The sequence below is a fragment of the Longimicrobiales bacterium genome, from assembly GCA_029245345.1.
Taxonomy (GTDB): domain Bacteria; phylum Gemmatimonadota; class Gemmatimonadetes; order Longimicrobiales; family Gaopeijiaceae; genus CALFPJ01.
In genome coordinates, this window is sequence record JAQWPM010000021.1 from 470,308 (window position 1) to 487,548 (window position 17,241).

At 62.2% G+C, this 17,241-nt stretch carries 22 protein-coding genes and 1 tRNA gene; 10 read left to right on the forward strand and 13 right to left on the reverse strand.

All coding sequences use genetic code 11. The features are described 5' to 3' along the window. Positions 1 to 403 precede the first annotated feature (403 nt). Positions 404 to 604, reverse strand: coding sequence for a hypothetical protein (locus tag P8L30_13110; GenBank protein ID MDG2241135.1), 201 nt, complete (start codon positions 602 to 604; stop codon positions 404 to 406). Between the two features lie 144 nt (positions 605 to 748). Here P8L30_13110 and P8L30_13115 point away from each other — a divergent pair, with 144 nt between their 5' ends. Further along, on the forward strand, positions 749 to 916 hold the full coding sequence (locus P8L30_13115; GenBank protein MDG2241136.1) for a hypothetical protein: 168 nt from the start codon (positions 749 to 751) through the stop codon (positions 914 to 916). A gap of 171 nt (positions 917 to 1,087) precedes the next feature. Here P8L30_13115 and P8L30_13120 read toward each other — a convergent pair. After that, a tRNA-Ala gene (locus P8L30_13120) sits at positions 1,088 to 1,160 on the reverse strand. Positions 1,161 to 1,306: 146 nt separating this feature from the next. Here P8L30_13120 and P8L30_13125 point away from each other — a divergent pair. Continuing rightward, the gene (locus P8L30_13125; protein ID MDG2241137.1) at positions 1,307 to 4,117 is read left to right on the forward strand and encodes a M14 family metallopeptidase; all 2,811 of its coding nucleotides are present in this window, start codon (positions 1,307 to 1,309) and stop codon (positions 4,115 to 4,117) included. Positions 4,118 to 4,157: 40 nt separating this feature from the next. Beyond that, a complete protein-coding gene (locus tag P8L30_13130) occupies positions 4,158 to 4,355 on the forward strand; it encodes a hypothetical protein (GenBank protein MDG2241138.1) in 198 nt (65 codons plus the stop codon). On the opposite strand, the gene P8L30_13135 is transcribed toward P8L30_13130, so the two are convergent. Next, entirely contained in the window at positions 4,352 to 5,350 is a 999-nt protein-coding gene (locus tag P8L30_13135) for a hypothetical protein (GenBank protein ID MDG2241139.1), read from the reverse strand. The genes P8L30_13130 and P8L30_13135 overlap by 4 nt on opposite strands. A gap of 163 nt (positions 5,351 to 5,513) precedes the next feature. Between P8L30_13135 and P8L30_13140 the strand changes: the two genes are divergently transcribed. From P8L30_13140 to P8L30_13150, 3 genes are all read left to right on the forward strand, one after another. Then, positions 5,514 to 6,707 (forward strand): DUF819 family protein, encoded by a 1,194-nt coding sequence (locus P8L30_13140; GenBank protein MDG2241140.1) that lies wholly within the window; start codon positions 5,514 to 5,516, stop codon positions 6,705 to 6,707. Between the two features lie 369 nt (positions 6,708 to 7,076). Further along, complete coding sequence (locus tag P8L30_13145; GenBank protein MDG2241141.1) at positions 7,077 to 8,630, forward strand: M20/M25/M40 family metallo-hydrolase; 1,554 nt, start codon at positions 7,077 to 7,079, stop codon at positions 8,628 to 8,630. A 10-nt stretch (positions 8,631 to 8,640) separates the two neighbouring features. Further along, on the forward strand, positions 8,641 to 9,678 hold the full coding sequence (locus P8L30_13150; GenBank protein ID MDG2241142.1) for a mechanosensitive ion channel family protein: 1,038 nt from the start codon (positions 8,641 to 8,643) through the stop codon (positions 9,676 to 9,678). A 112-nt stretch (positions 9,679 to 9,790) separates the two neighbouring features. On the opposite strand, the gene P8L30_13155 is transcribed toward P8L30_13150, so the two are convergent. Continuing rightward, positions 9,791 to 9,913, reverse strand: a complete 123-nt coding sequence (locus P8L30_13155; protein MDG2241143.1) for a hypothetical protein — start codon at positions 9,911 to 9,913, stop codon at positions 9,791 to 9,793. Beyond that, complete coding sequence (locus P8L30_13160; GenBank protein MDG2241144.1) at positions 9,910 to 10,092, reverse strand: GMC oxidoreductase; 183 nt, start codon at positions 10,090 to 10,092, stop codon at positions 9,910 to 9,912. Before P8L30_13160 ends, P8L30_13155 begins: the two co-directional genes overlap by 4 nt. Positions 10,093 to 10,170: 78 nt before the next feature. Between P8L30_13160 and P8L30_13165 the strand changes: the two genes are divergently transcribed. Next, the gene (locus P8L30_13165; GenBank protein ID MDG2241145.1) at positions 10,171 to 10,404 is read left to right on the forward strand and encodes a redoxin domain-containing protein; all 234 of its coding nucleotides are present in this window, start codon (positions 10,171 to 10,173) and stop codon (positions 10,402 to 10,404) included. A gap of 9 nt (positions 10,405 to 10,413) precedes the next feature. Beyond that, a complete protein-coding gene (locus tag P8L30_13170) occupies positions 10,414 to 10,758 on the forward strand; it encodes a redoxin domain-containing protein (GenBank protein ID MDG2241146.1) in 345 nt (114 codons plus the stop codon). A gap of 73 nt (positions 10,759 to 10,831) precedes the next feature. Here the strand turns inward: P8L30_13170 and P8L30_13175 are convergent, their stop codons facing one another. Then, on the reverse strand, positions 10,832 to 11,371 hold the full coding sequence (locus P8L30_13175; GenBank protein MDG2241147.1) for a TlpA disulfide reductase family protein: 540 nt from the start codon (positions 11,369 to 11,371) through the stop codon (positions 10,832 to 10,834). Between the two features lie 9 nt (positions 11,372 to 11,380). Continuing rightward, positions 11,381 to 12,112 (reverse strand): cytochrome c biogenesis protein CcdA, encoded by a 732-nt coding sequence (locus tag P8L30_13180; protein MDG2241148.1) that lies wholly within the window; start codon positions 12,110 to 12,112, stop codon positions 11,381 to 11,383. A 181-nt stretch (positions 12,113 to 12,293) separates the two neighbouring features. On the opposite strand from P8L30_13180, the gene P8L30_13185 reads away from it, so the two are divergent. Together P8L30_13185 and P8L30_13190 are read left to right on the forward strand one after the other, a co-directional pair. Continuing rightward, positions 12,294 to 13,337, forward strand: a complete 1,044-nt coding sequence (locus P8L30_13185; GenBank protein MDG2241149.1) for a peptidylprolyl isomerase — start codon at positions 12,294 to 12,296, stop codon at positions 13,335 to 13,337. An 85-nt stretch (positions 13,338 to 13,422) separates the two neighbouring features. Then, entirely contained in the window at positions 13,423 to 14,094 is a 672-nt protein-coding gene (locus P8L30_13190; GenBank protein ID MDG2241150.1) for a M50 family metallopeptidase, read from the forward strand. A 159-nt stretch (positions 14,095 to 14,253) separates the two neighbouring features. Here the strand turns inward: P8L30_13190 and P8L30_13195 are convergent, their stop codons facing one another. The 6 genes from P8L30_13195 to P8L30_13220 all read right to left on the reverse strand — a co-directional run bounded on the left by P8L30_13195 (position 14,254) and on the right by P8L30_13220 (position 17,152). Continuing rightward, entirely contained in the window at positions 14,254 to 14,628 is a 375-nt protein-coding gene (locus P8L30_13195) for an MBL fold metallo-hydrolase (protein ID MDG2241151.1), read from the reverse strand. A 105-nt stretch (positions 14,629 to 14,733) separates the two neighbouring features. Continuing rightward, a complete protein-coding gene (locus tag P8L30_13200; protein MDG2241152.1) occupies positions 14,734 to 14,913 on the reverse strand; it encodes a hypothetical protein in 180 nt (59 codons plus the stop codon). A 390-nt stretch (positions 14,914 to 15,303) separates the two neighbouring features. Further along, the gene (locus tag P8L30_13205; GenBank protein ID MDG2241153.1) at positions 15,304 to 15,756 is read right to left on the reverse strand and encodes a RidA family protein; all 453 of its coding nucleotides are present in this window, start codon (positions 15,754 to 15,756) and stop codon (positions 15,304 to 15,306) included. A gap of 112 nt (positions 15,757 to 15,868) precedes the next feature. Continuing rightward, a complete protein-coding gene (locus P8L30_13210; protein ID MDG2241154.1) occupies positions 15,869 to 16,075 on the reverse strand; it encodes a hypothetical protein in 207 nt (68 codons plus the stop codon). A gap of 245 nt (positions 16,076 to 16,320) precedes the next feature. Continuing rightward, the gene (locus P8L30_13215; protein ID MDG2241155.1) at positions 16,321 to 16,443 is read right to left on the reverse strand and encodes a hypothetical protein; all 123 of its coding nucleotides are present in this window, start codon (positions 16,441 to 16,443) and stop codon (positions 16,321 to 16,323) included. A 127-nt stretch (positions 16,444 to 16,570) separates the two neighbouring features. After that, positions 16,571 to 17,152 carry a thioredoxin family protein gene (locus tag P8L30_13220; protein ID MDG2241156.1) on the reverse strand — a complete coding sequence of 194 codons (582 nt, stop codon included), beginning with the start codon at positions 17,150 to 17,152 and terminating at the stop codon, positions 16,571 to 16,573. Between the last annotated feature and the right edge of the window lie 89 nt (positions 17,153 to 17,241).

The following is a 17,241-nucleotide window of genomic DNA, read 5'->3' on the forward strand; positions in this document are numbered from 1 at the left end:
CTGCATGGCACCCGGGCTGACTGTGTCTCGTCCGGGAGTATTGTGATTGCGCAGGTCGCCGTCCCGCTGGAACAAGGGATCACGGCACATGCCTCGCAAAATTCGGAAACACCCGGCGTGTCCCCAACGACAATGCGCAACGGTGTCCCACACCGGGGATCCTGGCCCAGAAGCGGAGGGGTTGACCCTGCGGGGCCCCCTGGGGTTCGTGCCCGCGACGCTGCGCCTCCTAGCCACGCTCGTGAGCGACGTGCCGGCCACTTCGCTCACGAGCTCCAGCGACTTCCCCTCTGGTCGAGGCTTTTCTTCGTCGGCCGAAAGCCAAGACACCTCGGGGACGACGCTCGACTGCGGCCCCGAGGGCGTCCGAGGCCAGGGCTTCCATCGCCCTGACATGGTCCTTCTAGGCTAGCTGAACCAGGGATGGTTCGATGGAAACGGTCGCGACCCCTTGGAAGACATCCACGGTGACATTCGCCGAAACAGCGTCGGCGGCAGCCTGGATTGTGGCCGGCCCATTCCCGGTCGCCGTGACCATACGTTGCAGGGTGCCGCCGCGGCTCTTAACGCGAGCCGTGCTCGTCTTAGTGAGCGCAGCGAACAAAGTCGGTAACTGTTTGTTATTAGGACGCCGGCTCGTGACAGGCCAGACGAATCTCCACGGAGAGGACCGTCACTGTGGTCCGGGACTTGCAGCTCTTTCCATAGCAAAGCACGCTGCGCCAGCTCGCTGACTAAGGAGAGAATCGTGAAGCACGTCTTGAATGCCGTCACACCGATCGGAATCGCCGCGCTGGGCGGGGCCCTCGCCGTGTTCGGCGCCTATGACGACTCGCCCGGGGGAACGCTCATGGGCTTTGCGCTTGTCCTCGGTGCCATGGCGTTCAGCGCCCGGAGCGCCCGGCGCAGCCAATAGGACCTGCCGGGTTCGTAATAGTGCTGTGAGAGACTCCGCCACTGGCACCTTGGCGCGGCCTGGGGCGCGCGGGTCCTTCGACACTGTTCGCGTCACTGCTCGTGTGGAGAGACCCGCACGCAAAAGCCCCCCAACGCCGCAGGGCGTTGAAGGGCTTCGTGCTATTCCAAGTGGAGCCAGCCGGGCTCGAACCGGCGACCCCTGCCTTGCAAAGGCAGTGCTCTCCCAACTGAGCTATGGCCCCATTTGCGCATCCCACAACCGCTTCGGATGCGGCGTAAAATGTACCCGAGCATGGAGGTTGTTGGTAGGACCCCTCGCCCGTCCCAAGGGCACCGCCATAGATTCGGCGCCCGGTTGAATCCACTCGCAGAAAACCCGGAGGCACTCGTGCGCGCCACACACCTCACACGCGCTCTCGTCATTACCGTCGCTGCTGCGTCAATGTCGTTCAGTTCCGCCAACGCACAGCAGCTTCCCTCGCCCGAAGAGCACTTCGGGTACCCGATGGGAACCGACAAGGAACTCGCCCGCTGGGACGAAATTCTCGAGTACTTCACCATCGTAGCCGACGGGTCCGATCGTATTCAGATCGACACTGCGGGAGCAACCACGCTAGGGAACCCGTACATCTCCATCACGGTGTCCTCGCCAGCGAACCTGGCCCGGCTGGATGAAATCAGAGACGCATCAAAGCGGATCGCGGAGGGTCGGATCTCTCAAGAGGAAGCCGAACGCATCGCGCAGAACCTCCCTGCCACGTCGTTCATCAACCACAACATCCACTCGACGGAAATCGGGTCGTCTCAGACCAGCGTCGACTTGATCTACCTGTTGGCCACGGGAAACGATGAGGTCACCCGTGCGATTCTCGACGATGTCGTGACGGTGCTTATCCCCTCCGCCAATCCGGACGGACAGGTCCTCGTCACGGACTGGTACCGGAAGAACGTGGGTACAGACTACGAACGGGCCCGCATGCCTTGGCTCTACCACCACTACGCAGGACACGACAACAACCGGGACTTCTTCCAGGCCAACCTGGTGGAAACGCAGTATTGGATGGATGCGATGTACCACAAGACGTATCCCCAGCTCTATCTCGATCAGCACCAGATGGGGAGTAGCGGTCCGCGCATCTTCGTGCCGCCCTACCCCGACCCGATGAACCCAGACGTTCACCCCCTACAGTGGCAGCAGCTCCAATTCATTGGCGGTGGCATGGTCGCCGACCTTCAAGCCGAAAAAAAACAAGGTGTGGTCACGGGTTCCATGTACCGCATCTGGGGCCAGGAAGGCGCACTGACTGGTCGGTATCACAACATCGTCGCGTTGCTGACAGAGACCGCGAGCGCACGGATCGCGAGTCCTGACACGGTGAGCCTCGCGGCTCTTGAGCGCGGCGCAGCCCCAGGGCGCGGCCTCGGACAGTACGGATTCCAGATGGCCTTCGTCGACCCGTGGATGGGTGGCGAATGGACACTCGGCGACATCGTGGACTATCAGACCATCGCCGCGATGTCTTTCCTCGAGCAGAGCGCCAAATTCCGCGAGCACTACGTGATGGGACGTTGGCAGATGGCCTCTGAGACCATCGAAAAAGGTCAGGCCGAGGGCCCCAACGCCTACGTGATCCCAATCGACCAGTCGGACCCCGTGGCAGCGGCGGAGATGGTGAGCAAGCTGGTGCTCCAAGGACTAGAGGTCCACCAGGCCACCGAGTCGTTCGAGGCCACCGTCGAGTTCGACCTCTGGGAGTCGCCGGACGGTGGATCAATGGAAGCCGCAGGCGAGGACGAGGGCGAAGAAGGCGGCGATGAGGACGAAGGCGACCACGAGGATGTCGAAGAAGACGAAGACGAAGAAGAAGACGACCACGAGGATGCCGAGGCCGATGAAGAAGAAGACGACGACGAAGGCGAAGGCGACCACGAAGATGCCGAGGCCGATGAAGAACTCCGGACCTTCCCTGCAGGCTCCTGGATCATCTACGGCGCACAGCCTGGCCGTGCCGCAGTCCTCGACCTGATCGAGCCGCGTCGACGGGAGCTGCTCCACGAATGGCCGGACGGACCGTACGTGCGCAACTACGACGGTGCTGCCTACACCATGCCCATGCAGATGGGCGTCGCAGTTCTACGAGTGGACGATGACTTCGAGGTCGCTACGACTCCCGCGATGGGTGGACCTCTGACGCCCCCTGCACTCCCGACGGCTGACAGGTGGTACGCATTCAGCGCTGAAATCACCCGTGCATACCAAGTCGTGAACCGGCTGATGGATGGCGGGCTGTCGGTCTCGAAGGCCGAGTCCGACGACGGCCCTGTATTCCTGGTGGCGGCGTCGGATCCGCAGGCGCGCCAGATGCTCAACGAAGTGTCGAATGAGATCGGACTGACGATCAGCGCCGATCCTTCCGGGATCACGAACGCTGTGGCGCAGCAGTCCGCACGCGTCGGCGTGTATCAGGGCTGGGCAGCAGCGATGGACGAGGGCTGGACGCGACTCGTCCTGGAGGACTTCGACTACGCCTACGAGTCACTCTCGAACGAGGACGTCCGTGAAGGCAATCTTCTCGAGCGCTTCGATGTCATCGTGATTCCATCAGAGATCTCACTCACCCGACTTATCGACGGCGCATCGGAAACGCAGGCGCCGCCGGAGTACCAAGGTGGAATCGGCGAAGAAGGTGTCGACAACCTCAAAGCGTTCACCCAGGGCGGCGGCACGCTCGTAACCCTCGAGAGGGCGGACGAATTGGTCATCGAGCGATTCGGGGTTCCGGTGCGCAACGCGGCCCAGGGCCTCGGCCAGGATGACGGATTCTTCCTGCCGACCTCGCTCCTGAAGATCGAGCTGGATACGGACCATCCGCTCACCATGGGCTCACCTGAGTCGGTCGCCGGGAAATGGGCGGGCGGGCGCGCGTACGAGCCCACCGGCTTTGGCGGCGAGGCCGGGCGCATTCGGGCGGTCGGACGTTGGGCTGAGAACCCGGACGAACTCCTCATGAGTGGGCTTCTCGAGGGCGCGGAGCACTTGGCAGGAAAAGGCGCGGTGCTCGACGTCGAGTACGGCAGCGGCCGGATCCTCATGTATGGCTTCCGCGTGCAGCACCGGGGGCAGACGCACGGCACGTTCAAGTTGCTCTTCAATGCGCTCCTGAAGGACAACCCGCGGACTGCGACCGAGGACCGATAGCCGTGTCGTTTCCTAGAGGTTCGGGGAACACGGCACTAGCATGCTGAAGCAGATTCGAGGCAAACGCTTCGACATGAAGACCACCGTGATCGCGCTCGTGGTGATCGGCATCTTCTGGTCGATCGTGTCGTGGATGCACGTCGAGACCGCGATTCCCCCGGAGCTCACCGAGCTTCCGGGGGACACCGTCCTGCCAAGGGCGGGGACACCTCTGGTGACCCCTGGGGACACGCTCTAGCGCCCGCCCTCGCCCGACGCCGGCGCATGAGCCGTTACGAAATCGTCCGCACCTTCGGGTAGGAGAAGGTTATCTGAGATCGCAGCGATCTCTTCTGCCTGCTCCCAAGCGCGCTCCAGCAGCCACAGTTCGCCATTGAGGGCCCGTCGCTCCTGTTCTTCATGCAGCGCCATCTCGAGCGCCAGTTTTGTCGGCTTCGGCATCTTGTTGATGTAGCCGGGCACTCCCTTCTTATCGAGAAACCGATCTCCGTCGGCGACGTCGTGAAGGAATTCGCTTGGATGGCCATGGGACTCGATCTCGGTCACCGCGTCGAGCACCGTGCCGGGCTTACCGCCCATGGAATTCAGCTTGGGGAGGATCGCACCGACGGTTTTGCGCGCCTGCTCACCCTCATGCCACTCCTTCTTCTTCCCTTTTCGGACCTCGACCTTGAAGCCGAGCTCGTCGTCGGAAGCGCGAATTCGTGTCCCGAGGAGGTCGGGTCGCTTCAGCTTGATCACCCGACCGTCGTCCGTACGCACCTTCACGAGTGTGCGCCCGTTCATCCATGCGTTGTAAAAGTTGGCGCCCTGCGAGAGGGCTACGCCGCTGATGATGCCGGTGGCAGCACCCCCGATGATCACTCCCCCGAAGACCGCTGCGACTCCGACGCCGACCAAGATCTTACGTTTCCGACGACGGCCGAACTGGTCTCCGTATCGCCAGGCAGCGAATTCCTGACGTAACGGCTCCCCGATCCGAACCAACTCCAATCCCTCAGGATGCCGCGCCAACCCCACATTGTCCGTCGAGACGCGTACCCGGGTTCCGCGGAAGATCCTCTCACACGCCTCGACCGCTTCCCAGCGCTCTTCAAGGGGAGTGAGGTTCCACCGCTCACATTTCCGGCATACCACCCACAAGCGCCCCCGCGTCGCGTCGAAAGCCAATCGGCGCCCCACCGGAAACGTCTCTACGACTTCGTTCGAGCCGAGAGGCTTGGTGCAGAACATACAGGTTGTGTACACGGTTGCTGATCTCCCAGCGAGTCCTCGGTTCTCGCTGAAGGTACGTGCCTGGCGGCCCGCCTCTTCAGACGCACATCGGCGGGGCACTTGACCCCAAGGGCCTCGGCAGGCCCCATTGGACCCTTCTCGACCTCAACCTAGAGTCCATATGGAAGCCGAGTCCACCGCACTCCTCAACGACCCCATGGTCGTATTCGGCTTTTTGGCCGGGGTCGTCGCATTCATCTTCTGGGTGTCCGAGTTACCGCGCTTCAAGAAGCTGTTCGACGTCGTGCCACCGGTGATCTACGTCTACTTCATCCCGATGCTGACCACGACGTTCGGCATCACGCCCGCGTCGAATGCGCTCTACGACTGGACCGTTCCGTATCTCCTGTTGTTCGCGCTCCTGCTCCTGATGGTCTCCATCGATGTGGGAAGCATCATCAAGCTCGGCCCCACCGCGTTGTTCATGGTCCTGGCCGGTACGGTGGGAATCGTGATCGGCGGCCCGATTTCTCTGATGCTCTTCAAGGGATTCCTACCCGCTGATGCGTGGACCGGATTCGCCGCGCTTTCTGGAAGCTGGATCGGCGGTACTGCGAACATGGTCGCCATTGCCGAAAGTGTCGGAACATCCGCAGACGCAATGGGGCCGGTGATCGTGGTGGACACGGTCGTCGGCTACGGATGGATGGGTATTCTCATCGCCTTTTGTGGCTTCCAAGCCCGTTTCGACAAGGCGACCAACGCGAACACGGCGATCATCGAAGAGACCAACAAGCGCCTCGCCGAGATGGACCACGATCGCCAACCCACCACACTCCGGGACGCGATCGTTATGATCGGGCTGGGTATGGCGGGTGCTGTCGGGGCGTACGAGTTGGGCCAGCTGTTCCCGACGCTCGGCGACCCCACGATCATCAGCAACACCACGTGGGCGATCCTGATCGTGGTGACGGGCGGCCTCATCCTGTCCTTCACGCCGCTCCGCAACCTGGAAAAAGTCGGAGCATCGGGGCTCGGCTATACAGCGCTGTACCTCCTCTTGGCAGGTATCGGCGCGCAGGCGGATCTGAGGGCAGTACTCGACGCCCCGGTGTACCTCCTGGCCGGCGCAGTCTGGATCGCGATCCACGTTCTTGTGCTGTATGCGGCGGCTCGCATCGTGAAGGCCCCTCTCTTCTTCGTCGCCACAGGCAGCATGGCCAACATCGGCGGAGCAGCGTCGGCGCCCGTTGTGGCGGGGGTCTACCATCCTGCGATGGCACCCGTCGGCCTCCTCATGGCGGTCGCCGGATACATCCTGGGGATCTACGGAGCGATCGTGTGCGCGTGGCTCCTGGGGATCGTAGGCACGTAACGGACCTTCCCCCGGACGAAAGCGACTCCTCACCTCGTCCTACATGCACCTGGGGAAACGAAGCCAAGTGAGGGGAGGAGCGGGGTGAGGTACTGGTCGGGGAGATCGTTCATTCGGGTCGGGAAACCGCCGATCTACGTATCACATGGGACAGAGGACACACTTCTCCAGATCAGGCAGCGCCGTGACCGAATCGTGCCCACTTTGAAAGACTGAACGTACCACGTGACCTGTCATGAATTCGAAGGCGGTCACGTACTCCCGAGGAACGTCGTGACCGAAGCACTGGATTGGTTCCTCGGATAGCGACTAAGTTGGCCCCGCAACCAACGCCATTCCGCTGTCACGCCGACCAAACCGGGACCACACATGTCGAACGCCCGTCTTCTGTGCGCCGCCCTCACGGCCGCGATCCTCTGCTCGGGAGCGCTCCAGGCTCAATCAGGCGCTGACGTCGCCCGAGCGTACCGCGAGGCGAACGAGCCCGCCATCGTTCGTGACTTCGCTGAACTGCTCTCCTATCCAAACAGGGCGTTCACCCCAGAGATCGTCCGCGCGGCCGAGTACATCCGCGACGAGTTGCTGGAAGTAGGCGTCGACGCGGAACTGCTCACGAGAGAAGGTGCGTCCCCGCTCGTCTACGGTGAGATCAACGTGCCCGGGGCCGCAAGAACGCTGGGCATATACGTGCACTACGATGGGCAGGCCGTAGATCCCGCGAATTGGACCAACGCACCGTTCGACCCCACACTCTACACGGCGCCAATCCCCGACGGCGGGGAAGTGATTCCCCTCCCACAAGACGGCGATGAGGTGAACCCCGAGTGGCGGCTGTACGCACGCTCAGCTGGCGATGACAAGGCGCCCATCGCCGCGATTCTCCCCGTTCTACGCTCGTTCCGAGACTCCGGCATAGCACCAACGTCGAATCTGGTCTTCTTCTTCGACGGTGAAGAAGAAGCGGGATCCCGGAATCTGCCGGCGTATATGGAAGAACACCGCGACCGCTTGGATCCGATCGACATCTGGCTCTTCTTCGATGGGCCGGCCCACCCCAGCGGTCGGCCGCAGATCACGTTCGGGGTGCGAGGCTCAGGCAGCCTCGAGGTGACGGTGTACGGAGCCACGCGGAATCTGCACTCGGGTCACTACGGCAATTGGGCACCAGACACAGGGAATGTGCTCGCACACCTACTGGCGTCCATGAAGGACCAGGACGGCAACGTGCTCGTCGACGGCTGGTATGACACCGTCGACCCGATCGGTGAGGAAGAAATGGCTGCGCTCGCCGCGATGCCCGACTGGGACGGTGAGCTTAAGAGAGAACTCGGACTCGTTGTCACGGAAGGCGCACCCGAGTCTCTGCCGGAGCGACTCATGGTTCCGGCCCTCAACGTGCGCGGCATCACGAGCGGTAACACAGGCAGATTGGCGCGCAATGTCATTCCAAACACGGCAGTAGCCTCACTCGGGGTGAGGCTCGTGAAGGGAAATGACCCAGCCCACCTCTCCCAACTCATCCGCGATCACATCGAGCGCCAAGGCTTCCACATCGTCAGTGAAGACCCCGACATGGAGACCCGGCTCCGGTATCCCCGCATCGCCAAAGTCACGGGCGGAGGCGGATCACTCGCGGCCCGCACGTCCATGAGCGACCCGTTCGCCCAGAGCATCATGGCCGCGGCATCGGCTGCTGCGGATCTGGCCTTCGGTGAGGGCTCCCTGGTCGTGGCGCCCGGTATGGGTGGCACCCTGCCCCTGACTCCATTTACGGAGCTCCTAGGCAAGCCGGCGATCATCGTCCCGACCGCGAACCATGACAACAATCAGCATGCCCCAGATGAGAACCTTCGGATCGCCAACCTCTGGTACGCTATCGATCTCTATGCGGCGCTGCTGACCATGCCCGCCACCATTTTCTAGGCGCCTTTTGATGGACTTCTTGAGCCCAAGCTGGGTCCAATGGACCGCCTTTTCCCTCGGGGGCCTCGTTCTGGGCCTGCTCGTCGAGAAATTCGTGGTTCAGCGAGCGAGCAAGCTGGCCGCCCGCACGAAAGCCGCCTGGGACGACTTGGCGGTCTCGTCGATCAGGGGAGTACCCACCGTGTGTTTCACATCAGGTGGGATCTACCTCGCGCTGAACGTGGGCGGGGTCGACCCCTTGCTCCTGAGCACGGCTGTGAGCGGGCTGACTGTTGTTGTGATCGGCTCGGTCGTCGTCGCTGGAATGCGACTTACGGGCGGCGCCGTCGAGATGTTGTCAGGGCAATCGGGCGGTGCGATCGGCTCCCCCACGCTGGTCGTGAACCTCGTAAGGCTCTCGGTCGGCGTCTTGGGTGTGTTCATCATCCTCCAGAACCTTGGAATCGACATCACGCCGCTGATCACCGCGGCAGGAATCGGAGGGCTCGCAGTCGCGCTCGCCCTGCAGGACACGCTGGGGAATCTGTTCGCCGGCGTTCAGATCATTCTCTCCCAACAGGTCCGACAGAATGACTACGTCCGACTCTCCTCAGGTGAAGAGGGATGGATCACTGATGTGAAGGGGCGTAACACGACCATGCAGACCTTCCCAGACGGGAACCTGGTCGCGGTGCCGAACTCGGTGCTCGCGTCGTCCATCGTGAAGAACTTCACTCTTCCGCGGACCGCATTGTGGGTCAGTGTCGAAGTCGGCGTGAGCTATGACAGCGATCTGGAGCACGTAGAAGCCGTGACGCTCGAGGTGGCGCGATCGGTGCTTGAGAACACGAAGGGAGATGAAACTTCTGAGGAGCCCCTGGTGCGCTTCCACTCCTTCGGCGCGTCCAGCATCGACTTCGAAGTCCGCATGATGGTCGGCGATTTCGAGAGCCAGGGACCGATCAAGCACGACTTCATCAAACGACTGCACAAGCGGTACAACGACGAAGGCATCGACATCCCGTTCCCAATTCGGACTGTCATGATGCGCGGGGGCGAAGAGAACTAACCCGCGGAGCCGGTAGCAGGTCACGGCCCAGGGGCGCCCGAACGGGCAACCCTGCACGCCGCACGGATGGTGTCATACAACTCCTCCCCCGTCGCAGGAAGGAATGTCTGCTTCACCACCGGGCGTGCGATGCCTTGTTGATCCACGTCGTGAAGTTGGAAAGCGCGCCGAACGTCAGGTCGATGCCCTCGTCTTCGAGCGCCCGCCTCACGATTGCGCCACCGGTGAGCTTCACGCTTTTGAGGTCTCTTCTCTGAGGTCTTCGATCACGCCGTCCGCTACTCGGCCCGCGAGCGACATGATGGTCAGAACTGGATTGATTTCGATGGAGTCTGGGAAAAGAGACGAGTCGGCCACGCGAAGCCATGGGTGCCCGTGAACGCTCCCGCTCGCATCGGTTCGCGAAGTCCGCACCCCGACGCTCTGGCCGGTTCGGCGAACGCGTCCGATATTGAGTGTTCGACCCTACCGCACACACTGGAGACAGACACCATGCGCAAAGCGATTGCGTTCGGTCTGCTCGCGGGAGTGATCGCGTTGGGCGCGCCGGCCGATGCTAGCGCTCAGGATGGTTCAGACCTTCTCGCCGTAGGCGAGATGGCTCCGGACTTCGCACTACCAGGAGCAACCCGACATGGGACGCTCGTGGATGACGTGCGCCTGAGTGACTATCGCGGCGAAACGGTCGTCCTCGCGTTCTTCTTCCGCGTCAGAACGCGTGGGTGAACAGTTCAGATGACAGCGTACCGTGATCAGTACGCAAGCCTTTTCAATGCAGGACAGAACGTTGTCTTAATCGGGGTATCGAACGACTCGCAAGAGGAGCTCGGATCCTGGCTCAAGGACGAGGACTTCCCGTTCTTGTTCGCGAGCGACGCCGACAACGACGGTGCTACGTATGCAGCGTTCGGTGGCGGACTCCGTAACAACAACATGGTAGACAGCCGCGCGGTGATCGTGGTCGGGCCAGACGGCCGGATCGCACACACCATTAAGTCGTTTAACCAGAATGATCCGATGGCCTATGAAGAGCTGGCCGAAGTGATCGACCGTGTGACGCCGGAGCCCGAAGCCAACTAGGCGAGGGGTCCTAAACACACGAGGGCCCGGTGCGATTCACTTGCACCGGGCCCTTCGTTGTTCAGGAGATCAATCAGCTCCCGAGTAGACGCTCCACCGCACCGACGAGGTCCTGCGCGGTGCCGACTCCGGTGTAGGCCACATTCCCGTCCGCATCCAGCATGACCACGATGGACGTTGTCGTCGCGTTGTAAGCACGCACGGCGGCGCCTCGTCCATCCCACAGGTACGTATATCCCGGATCGTGCGCCTCTAGGTGACGCTTCACGCGCCGCACGCTCTGAGAGACCCCGACGGCCACGGCCACGACGTTGATTTCGTCGCCGTATCGCTCTTGGATCTCGTCCATCTGCGGCTGGAGAGCTTCGCACTGCTCACACCAGGTCGCCCAAAACTCGAGAAGCGCAGGCTTTCCTTTCACGTAGTCGATCAGGTCGACCTTGTTGCCGTCGAGGTCCTCGACTTCCGCACCTGGACCCATGGTCCCGTAGGCCAGGGACACCGAGCCTTCACCTGCCGCCTGGGCTGAGCCCGATGTCGGAAGGGCAAGGAAAAGCGCGAGCACGAACGCCGTCCGGGTCGTGAGGGTCGAGATTTGTTCGATACGTGACACTTGTTTACCTCAAAGGTTGTAGCCGGCGATTACGAAGTAGTACTCCGCCATTCCGAGCATGAGCACGGCCGCCGCCCGTTTCACCCACACCATCCATGCTCCCGAACGCGGAAGCAGCGCGAGAGTTCCCGAAAAGAGCCCCACGGCGATCAGTAGCGTCGTCATCCCGAGCGAGAACACGAAGAGGTAGACGAAGCCCATCAGCCCGGCCTCCGTCGCGGCGACCCAGGTGAGCACGACGGCAAAAGCCGGCGCTCCGCACGGCGCTGCAACAACACCGGACATGGCACCCATGCCGAACACCGCGCCGTAGGAGCCTCCTTCGCTCTTGCTCGCGAAGTCCATGAGTCGACGCGGGACAGGTACGGGCAACACATCGAGCATGGCCAGCGCGAAGACGACCAGAAGATTTCCGATCGCAAGTCTCGTCCAAGGGCTCGCACTTACGGTGCCGAAAATTTGTCCAGAGACCCCGGCGATCGCGCCGAGCGTCGCATACAGTGTGGCGAGGCCGACAGCATACGTGAGCGTCAGGGCAAGCGTGCGTCGCTTCGATTGATTCTCCCGAGCCGTCCCCGCAATCACTGCACTTGTGATCGGAATCATGGGGTACACACACGGAGTGAGGCTCGTCAGCACGCCGGCGCCGAACAGCACGACCAAAGCCATGAGGGGGCTTTGGGAGAGCGCCTCGGTGAGGCCGCCGGGCGGCTCAATCTGGAGTAGGGCGAAAACGGTCACATCAACACGGTAGAGGGGGAGCGTCGGCGGTCCAACCCCCGGCGTGGGAACTAGGTCCCTCAAGAAGCTGTTTTGGGTGGCCGGGCTTGGACGACACTGGACACCTTCGGAAGGCGGTCCAGAACGGTCCTAAGACCCGGCATGTGTTGGCACCCGCGACGCGCGGGGCCAATTTCTCTACATGCACACTGCCACACTTCGCCGCTCGACCTTTCTGCTCGTCGCCGCCACAATGGCGTGCGGTGACGCCGCCCCGCCCGCGATCACCGTGGGTCCGGTAGGCTACACACAGGACCAACTCCTCGGTCTGTCTAACGCGCGCCGGAACGACCTCATTCGCCTGACGGCGTTCGCATTGGCGGTGTCGGACTCGACCACCCATGCACTCGGTGAACCACTCGTGGACGAGTGGGCAGCCGACCGGCTGGTTGGGATCCTGGCGGCTGACCTCACGTTAGAAAAGAACAACGTGGGAGACGACGTCCTGGAAGCGCGTTACCTCACCGATCCAGAGTGGGAACTCACCGTCCGCCATATCCTGTTCTTCAGTGAGCGGTGGAGATCAGTCGAACATCGCACGGCAGCGTCCGAGAAGGCGGCCCGAGCCATGGCGTTGCTGCAATCAGGAGCAGACTTCGCCGAAACAGCTGCGGCGTTTTCCGAAGAGCCAGGGGCAGAAGGCCGCCAGGGCTTGCTGGTGCCCGGGCGAGAGGGCGCATGGGTGCCGGAGTTTTGGGCTGCCGCGCTCGCGCTCCAGCCAGGAGACATCAGTCCGGTCACGGAGACGCAGTACGGGTACCACATTCTGCGCCTCGACGACCGAACGGTCGTACCGTTTTCGGAAGGGCGTTCCATCATGTCTCGAGAGATCGCCGACCGGATCGAAGATCCGTCCGCGGTCTTGTCCGCCTGGCTCGAGGCCCAAGGCGCTGGCGACGAACTGGCCCGACGCACCGCGGCCATCGCAGAGGCGACGCGCCGGGGGCTGTCGGTTCCTGCCGGCGAACGGGCAGAACTCGCACGCGCTTGGGACGACCAGACGTACCAGTGGGGGAACCAACTCGGGTTCAGCTACGGTGCTACTTCTGCCGCGGTTGCAGTGGCCGCTCTCGCGGCGTTGGCTGATCCCGCCCAGAACGCGGGTCTCGCGCGCACGGCTCTTGCTACCCACGACGCATTACTGCGGCGACCGTACGAAATCACGATCGCGGCGAGCGGGGGCTGAAGCCAGACCTGGAACAAACACCCCGCCTGCAACCGTAGTGCACCGAGAGGCGTCTCAAGTCTGAGTCCTTCAACCAAGTGGATACATGGCGACTGAATCGAAAGGAAAGCTCAAGTTCATCCTGGGCTTCGTGGCATTTTTTGCCGCGCTCTGGTTCCTTTGGGACACATCACTCGCGTACCCGTTGAAGATCTTCGTGGTGCTGCTGCACGAGATCAGCCATGCCATCGCTTCCGTAGCGACAGGTGGTGGCATCGAGAAGATCACGCTCGATCCGCGGCAGGGCGGCGCGTGTTACTGCTTCGGCGGCAGCGCGTTCATCACGCTCACAGCAGGTTATCTGGGGAGTCTGTTCTGGGGCGCCATGATGTTCACGGCCGCACGGTCTGATAAGGTCCGAACCGACTGGGTAAACGGGTTCATTGGTGTGATGGTGGTCATCCTCACCTTGTTCTTCGTGCGTGGGAGCTTCGGAATGATGTTCGGCATCGCGTTCGGCCTCACCATGTTCATGGCCGCGAAGAAGATGGGACCGAATATGAACCGCGGGCTTCTGTTCACGCTCGGCCTCGTCAGCGTCCTCTATGCGATCCTAGACATCAAGAGCGATGTGCTGGACCGGCCAGGCATCCGATCCGATGCCGCGATGCTCTCGGACCTAATCCACATCCCGACAACGCTTATTGGTCTCATTTGGATCAGCGTCGCCGTCGGTGTCGCCGGCTTCTTGCTCAAGCAGGCCTACGACGACGCCTGATTCTGTGAAATAGATCACGAGGTCACCGGGTGTGTGGGCCGGAGTCGCGAAAATCCGGACTTCCTCTCCGTTCACGACAATGATCGTGTCCGACGCGATTTCGACACCGGGCCCTGCACTGGCTTCTTTCGCCGGCATCTCCACGCCCTCCATGAACACCTACGGCTCGTCCATAGCCGCCGTGGTCCCAGGATGGGCCCACACGGTCGCGACCGTGCCCAGTTCGGCTGCGACCCCCACGGGGTCGTCGTGCGGATGTGTAATCAACAGACGGGAGACCTCCCCGGACTCCAACGACGAAACCGCCCTCTGCAGGGAGGCGAACACAGGGAAGTATCCGGTATCGATGAGGAAGACCCCGTCATCACCCACCTGCGCGACCACGTTGGAGCCTGCACCGGAAAGGCGGTACACGGACCCGCCGAGCCGCTCCACACCCAACTCCATCTCCCTCGCTAGACCCATGACCTCTTCAAAGGCGGGCAACGTATTCATTCCGTCAAAGGACGGGTCGCACGCCGCGAACGAGATCATCAGGGATTCGATCCCCTCGTCCCATGCAACCTGTAGCCATGAGACCGCCGCATCCGCGTCTCCCACGAGCCCCCCCCCACGAGCGGTGTGGTACTGCGCGAAGGGTCAATTGAGATGACCCGCGGGCAAATTCTCCGCAGCCAACGCCATCTGCTCGGCATACGCAGAAGAGCCCTCGGTTCCGAGCCCCTCCTGGCCGGCGGCGAAAAAGCCCCGCCATGCCTCGGCATCCTGTGCAGCCACCGGCGCCGCTGTTCCAAGCCAAAGCGCTACTACCCGTGCCATGTCGTCATTCCCCTCCCCCCACCCGTGGTATAGCACAGTACTTGCACTCGCGAATTCCGTTTCGTATAGTGGCGTCGACCGGAAACAAACGGTTTTCAGTCTAGGCCAGGATCCAAAACCCAGAAGTTGAGGGTCCTGGACTGCGGGCCTCGAGCCCGCCGGCGTTCTGCCTGACTGTCGTCTTGAAACAGGAGGTGACCCCTTGTCTAGTCCCTGTACACTGTCCAGCCTGGCAAAGGCACGCGATCGCTGGGACGGCATCTAGCCGAACCACTGCAGTAGTCGCTGTTCGCGCTGTACCCGGCCATCGCGCCGGGCTCGGGCAGTTGGACGCCACCGGTACGTACGTCCGGTGGCGTCCTTTTTTACGCCTATACGTCGCGTCGGCTATTACGAACCCGCTCTCGTAGCGATCCCCATCACTTCGAACCGCGCGCCAAAGAGCAAAGTCCCGGCTCCAATGAACGCTCGTGCCGGATACGTTTGGGTGAAGTACGTCCGATACACGGCATTGAAGGCGTCGTAGTCGGAGACGTCCGACGAGAAGATCTGCACGCTCACAAGATCGTCCATGGTCAGTCCGGCTTCTTCGAGCACCGCTTTCATATTGCCGAGGACGTTGTGCGCTTCCTCAGTTGCCGTCGCCGGCACCGAACGATCCGGTCCGAGTCCTAGCGTTCCGGATAGATAAAGAGTCGGGCCGACCCAGACGGCGCCGCTGAACGGGGGCACATCCGCGTCGGACGCGGAACGCCCGTTGACGTAGTCGCGGTCCTGAGCGGACGCGGCAGAAGCCAATACAACGGCGAGAAGCGCGAGAATTGCGAGAACACGACAACGCATGAAGAACTCCAGCTACTGGGACGTGCCCGCCACGCCGGTGACGGGTTTCATCCGAGAGTAGAGGTGTGAGCTGCCGGCAACAAGGTGACCGCACCACTGGCAGCCCTCAATCCTACTCGTGCTTGGGGGTGTGAATCGGGTCGACCCTAGAAGCCCGCCTCGCGGGCAAATGCACAGCCACAAAAACTGCCGCAAGCGTGCTGAAGAGGCGGTCCTCGAAGATGTCCTCATTCATCTGGGCTTCGAGCGCCTTGGTATTCTCCACCGGCAGGTTCGGGTCGAGCCCTAGCTGGCGCTCCCCAAAGTCGTACAGGCTCATCGTCGGGCGGACCAAACAGGCGCCCCATGGACGGCGGAATACCCAGCAGGAGAAGTAGGACGCTGAGACCCCTCTCGTTGTGCTCTCGGTCGATGAGATGTTGGCCCCCAAAAGCGCAGGTGAGCCGCAATCCCGCCGAGATCGGTCTCGGCTGAACCGCACGACGTCGAGCCATACTTGGGCCCTGACGCCGCAAGGTTGACCAACCGCTCCGGCTCGTGAACCGGGAACAACTTCAGCAACATCTAATCGAAGACCGGGAAAATCGCGGCGTTGGCTCCGATCCCCAGGGCCAGTGAGAAGACAGCTACCCCGGTTAGGAACGGGGTCTTCGCGAGTCTACGGGAGGCGTGCTTTACGACGTTCATTCCAGAGGTCCGAGTCGGGTCGCTTGGGGGGCCGGAGCCGACGGACGCTTATTGGCCTCGCTACCTGTTCTAGACGTATGCACGGCCATCTGGGTTGCAGATCGGAAACCGCACGCTTCTCGTCGCTTTAGCCGAACCGAGCAGGGGCGTTCCCAGCCTTCCACTTGATGTTGCACCCAACACTGGGAATCTGCGGATTCAGGGGGCCGTCCCCTGCGAGCACGGCGTCGATCGCGGCACCCAGGTCACCGCCGGTCACCGGGGTAGGTAGCGACGGCCTACTCCCGTCATACTGGCCGCGGTACACAAGTCTTCGGGTGGCGTCGAACAGGAAGAAGTCAGGCGTACAAGCGGCTTGGTATGCCCTCGCGATGTCCTGCGATTCGTCGAAGAGGTACGGGAACGTGTAACCCCGGCATGCGACCTCCTCCGTCATCCTGTCCGGTGCGTCGGCGGTGTATTTCTCGACGTCATTGGACATGATGCCCACCACTGCGACTCCCTTCGCCTCGTATTCCAATGCGAACGCTGAGAAGTGGTCCGCCAGGTGTTTCACGAACGGGCAGTGGTTCGACAAAAAGACGACCACGAGCGCCTCGGCTTCAGCAAAGTCGGCCAGTGAACGATTTAGGTGCGTGGCCGGTTCCGGTAGCGTGAAGTCAGGCGCCACAGTGCCGAGCGCCAACATCGCAGATGAGGTTTTTGACATACCCCAAAGTATTCGCACGCCACTTCGTCCCGCTACGAGGCACCGCGCCCGAATTGGCGAACCGTGGGAGGCAACGGGGGTAACGGTCT

What these genes read in the sequence shown, in the direction of transcription:
- P8L30_13220 (MDG2241156.1), bottom strand. Translation starts at nt 17,152, where the DNA reads ATGTCAAAAACCTCATCTGCGATGTTGGCGCTCGGCACTGTGGCGCCT.
- P8L30_13145 (MDG2241141.1), top strand. Translation starts at nt 7,077, where the DNA reads ATGTCGAACGCCCGTCTTCTGTGCGCCGCCCTCACGGCCGCGATCCTC.
- P8L30_13215 (MDG2241155.1), bottom strand. Translation starts at nt 16,443, where the DNA reads ATGAACGTCGTAAAGCACGCCTCCCGTAGACTCGCGAAGACCCCGTTC.
- P8L30_13190 (MDG2241150.1), top strand. Translation starts at nt 13,423, where the DNA reads ATGGCGACTGAATCGAAAGGAAAGCTCAAGTTCATCCTGGGCTTCGTG.
- P8L30_13210 (MDG2241154.1), bottom strand. Translation starts at nt 16,075, where the DNA reads ATGAGCCTGTACGACTTTGGGGAGCGCCAGCTAGGGCTCGACCCGAAC.
- P8L30_13170 (MDG2241146.1), top strand. Translation starts at nt 10,414, where the DNA reads ATGACAGCGTACCGTGATCAGTACGCAAGCCTTTTCAATGCAGGACAG.
- P8L30_13200 (MDG2241152.1), bottom strand. Translation starts at nt 14,913, where the DNA reads ATGGCACGGGTAGTAGCGCTTTGGCTTGGAACAGCGGCGCCGGTGGCT.
- P8L30_13165 (MDG2241145.1), top strand. Translation starts at nt 10,171, where the DNA reads ATGCGCAAAGCGATTGCGTTCGGTCTGCTCGCGGGAGTGATCGCGTTG.
- P8L30_13140 (MDG2241140.1), top strand. Translation starts at nt 5,514, where the DNA reads ATGGAAGCCGAGTCCACCGCACTCCTCAACGACCCCATGGTCGTATTC.
- P8L30_13135 (MDG2241139.1), bottom strand. Translation starts at nt 5,350, where the DNA reads ATGTTCTGCACCAAGCCTCTCGGCTCGAACGAAGTCGTAGAGACGTTT.
- P8L30_13185 (MDG2241149.1), top strand. Translation starts at nt 12,294, where the DNA reads ATGCACACTGCCACACTTCGCCGCTCGACCTTTCTGCTCGTCGCCGCC.
- P8L30_13150 (MDG2241142.1), top strand. Translation starts at nt 8,641, where the DNA reads ATGGACTTCTTGAGCCCAAGCTGGGTCCAATGGACCGCCTTTTCCCTC.
- P8L30_13205 (MDG2241153.1), bottom strand. Translation starts at nt 15,756, where the DNA reads ATGCGTTGTCGTGTTCTCGCAATTCTCGCGCTTCTCGCCGTTGTATTG.
- P8L30_13130 (MDG2241138.1), top strand. Translation starts at nt 4,158, where the DNA reads ATGCTGAAGCAGATTCGAGGCAAACGCTTCGACATGAAGACCACCGTG.
- P8L30_13195 (MDG2241151.1), bottom strand. Translation starts at nt 14,628, where the DNA reads ATGATCTCGTTCGCGGCGTGCGACCCGTCCTTTGACGGAATGAATACG.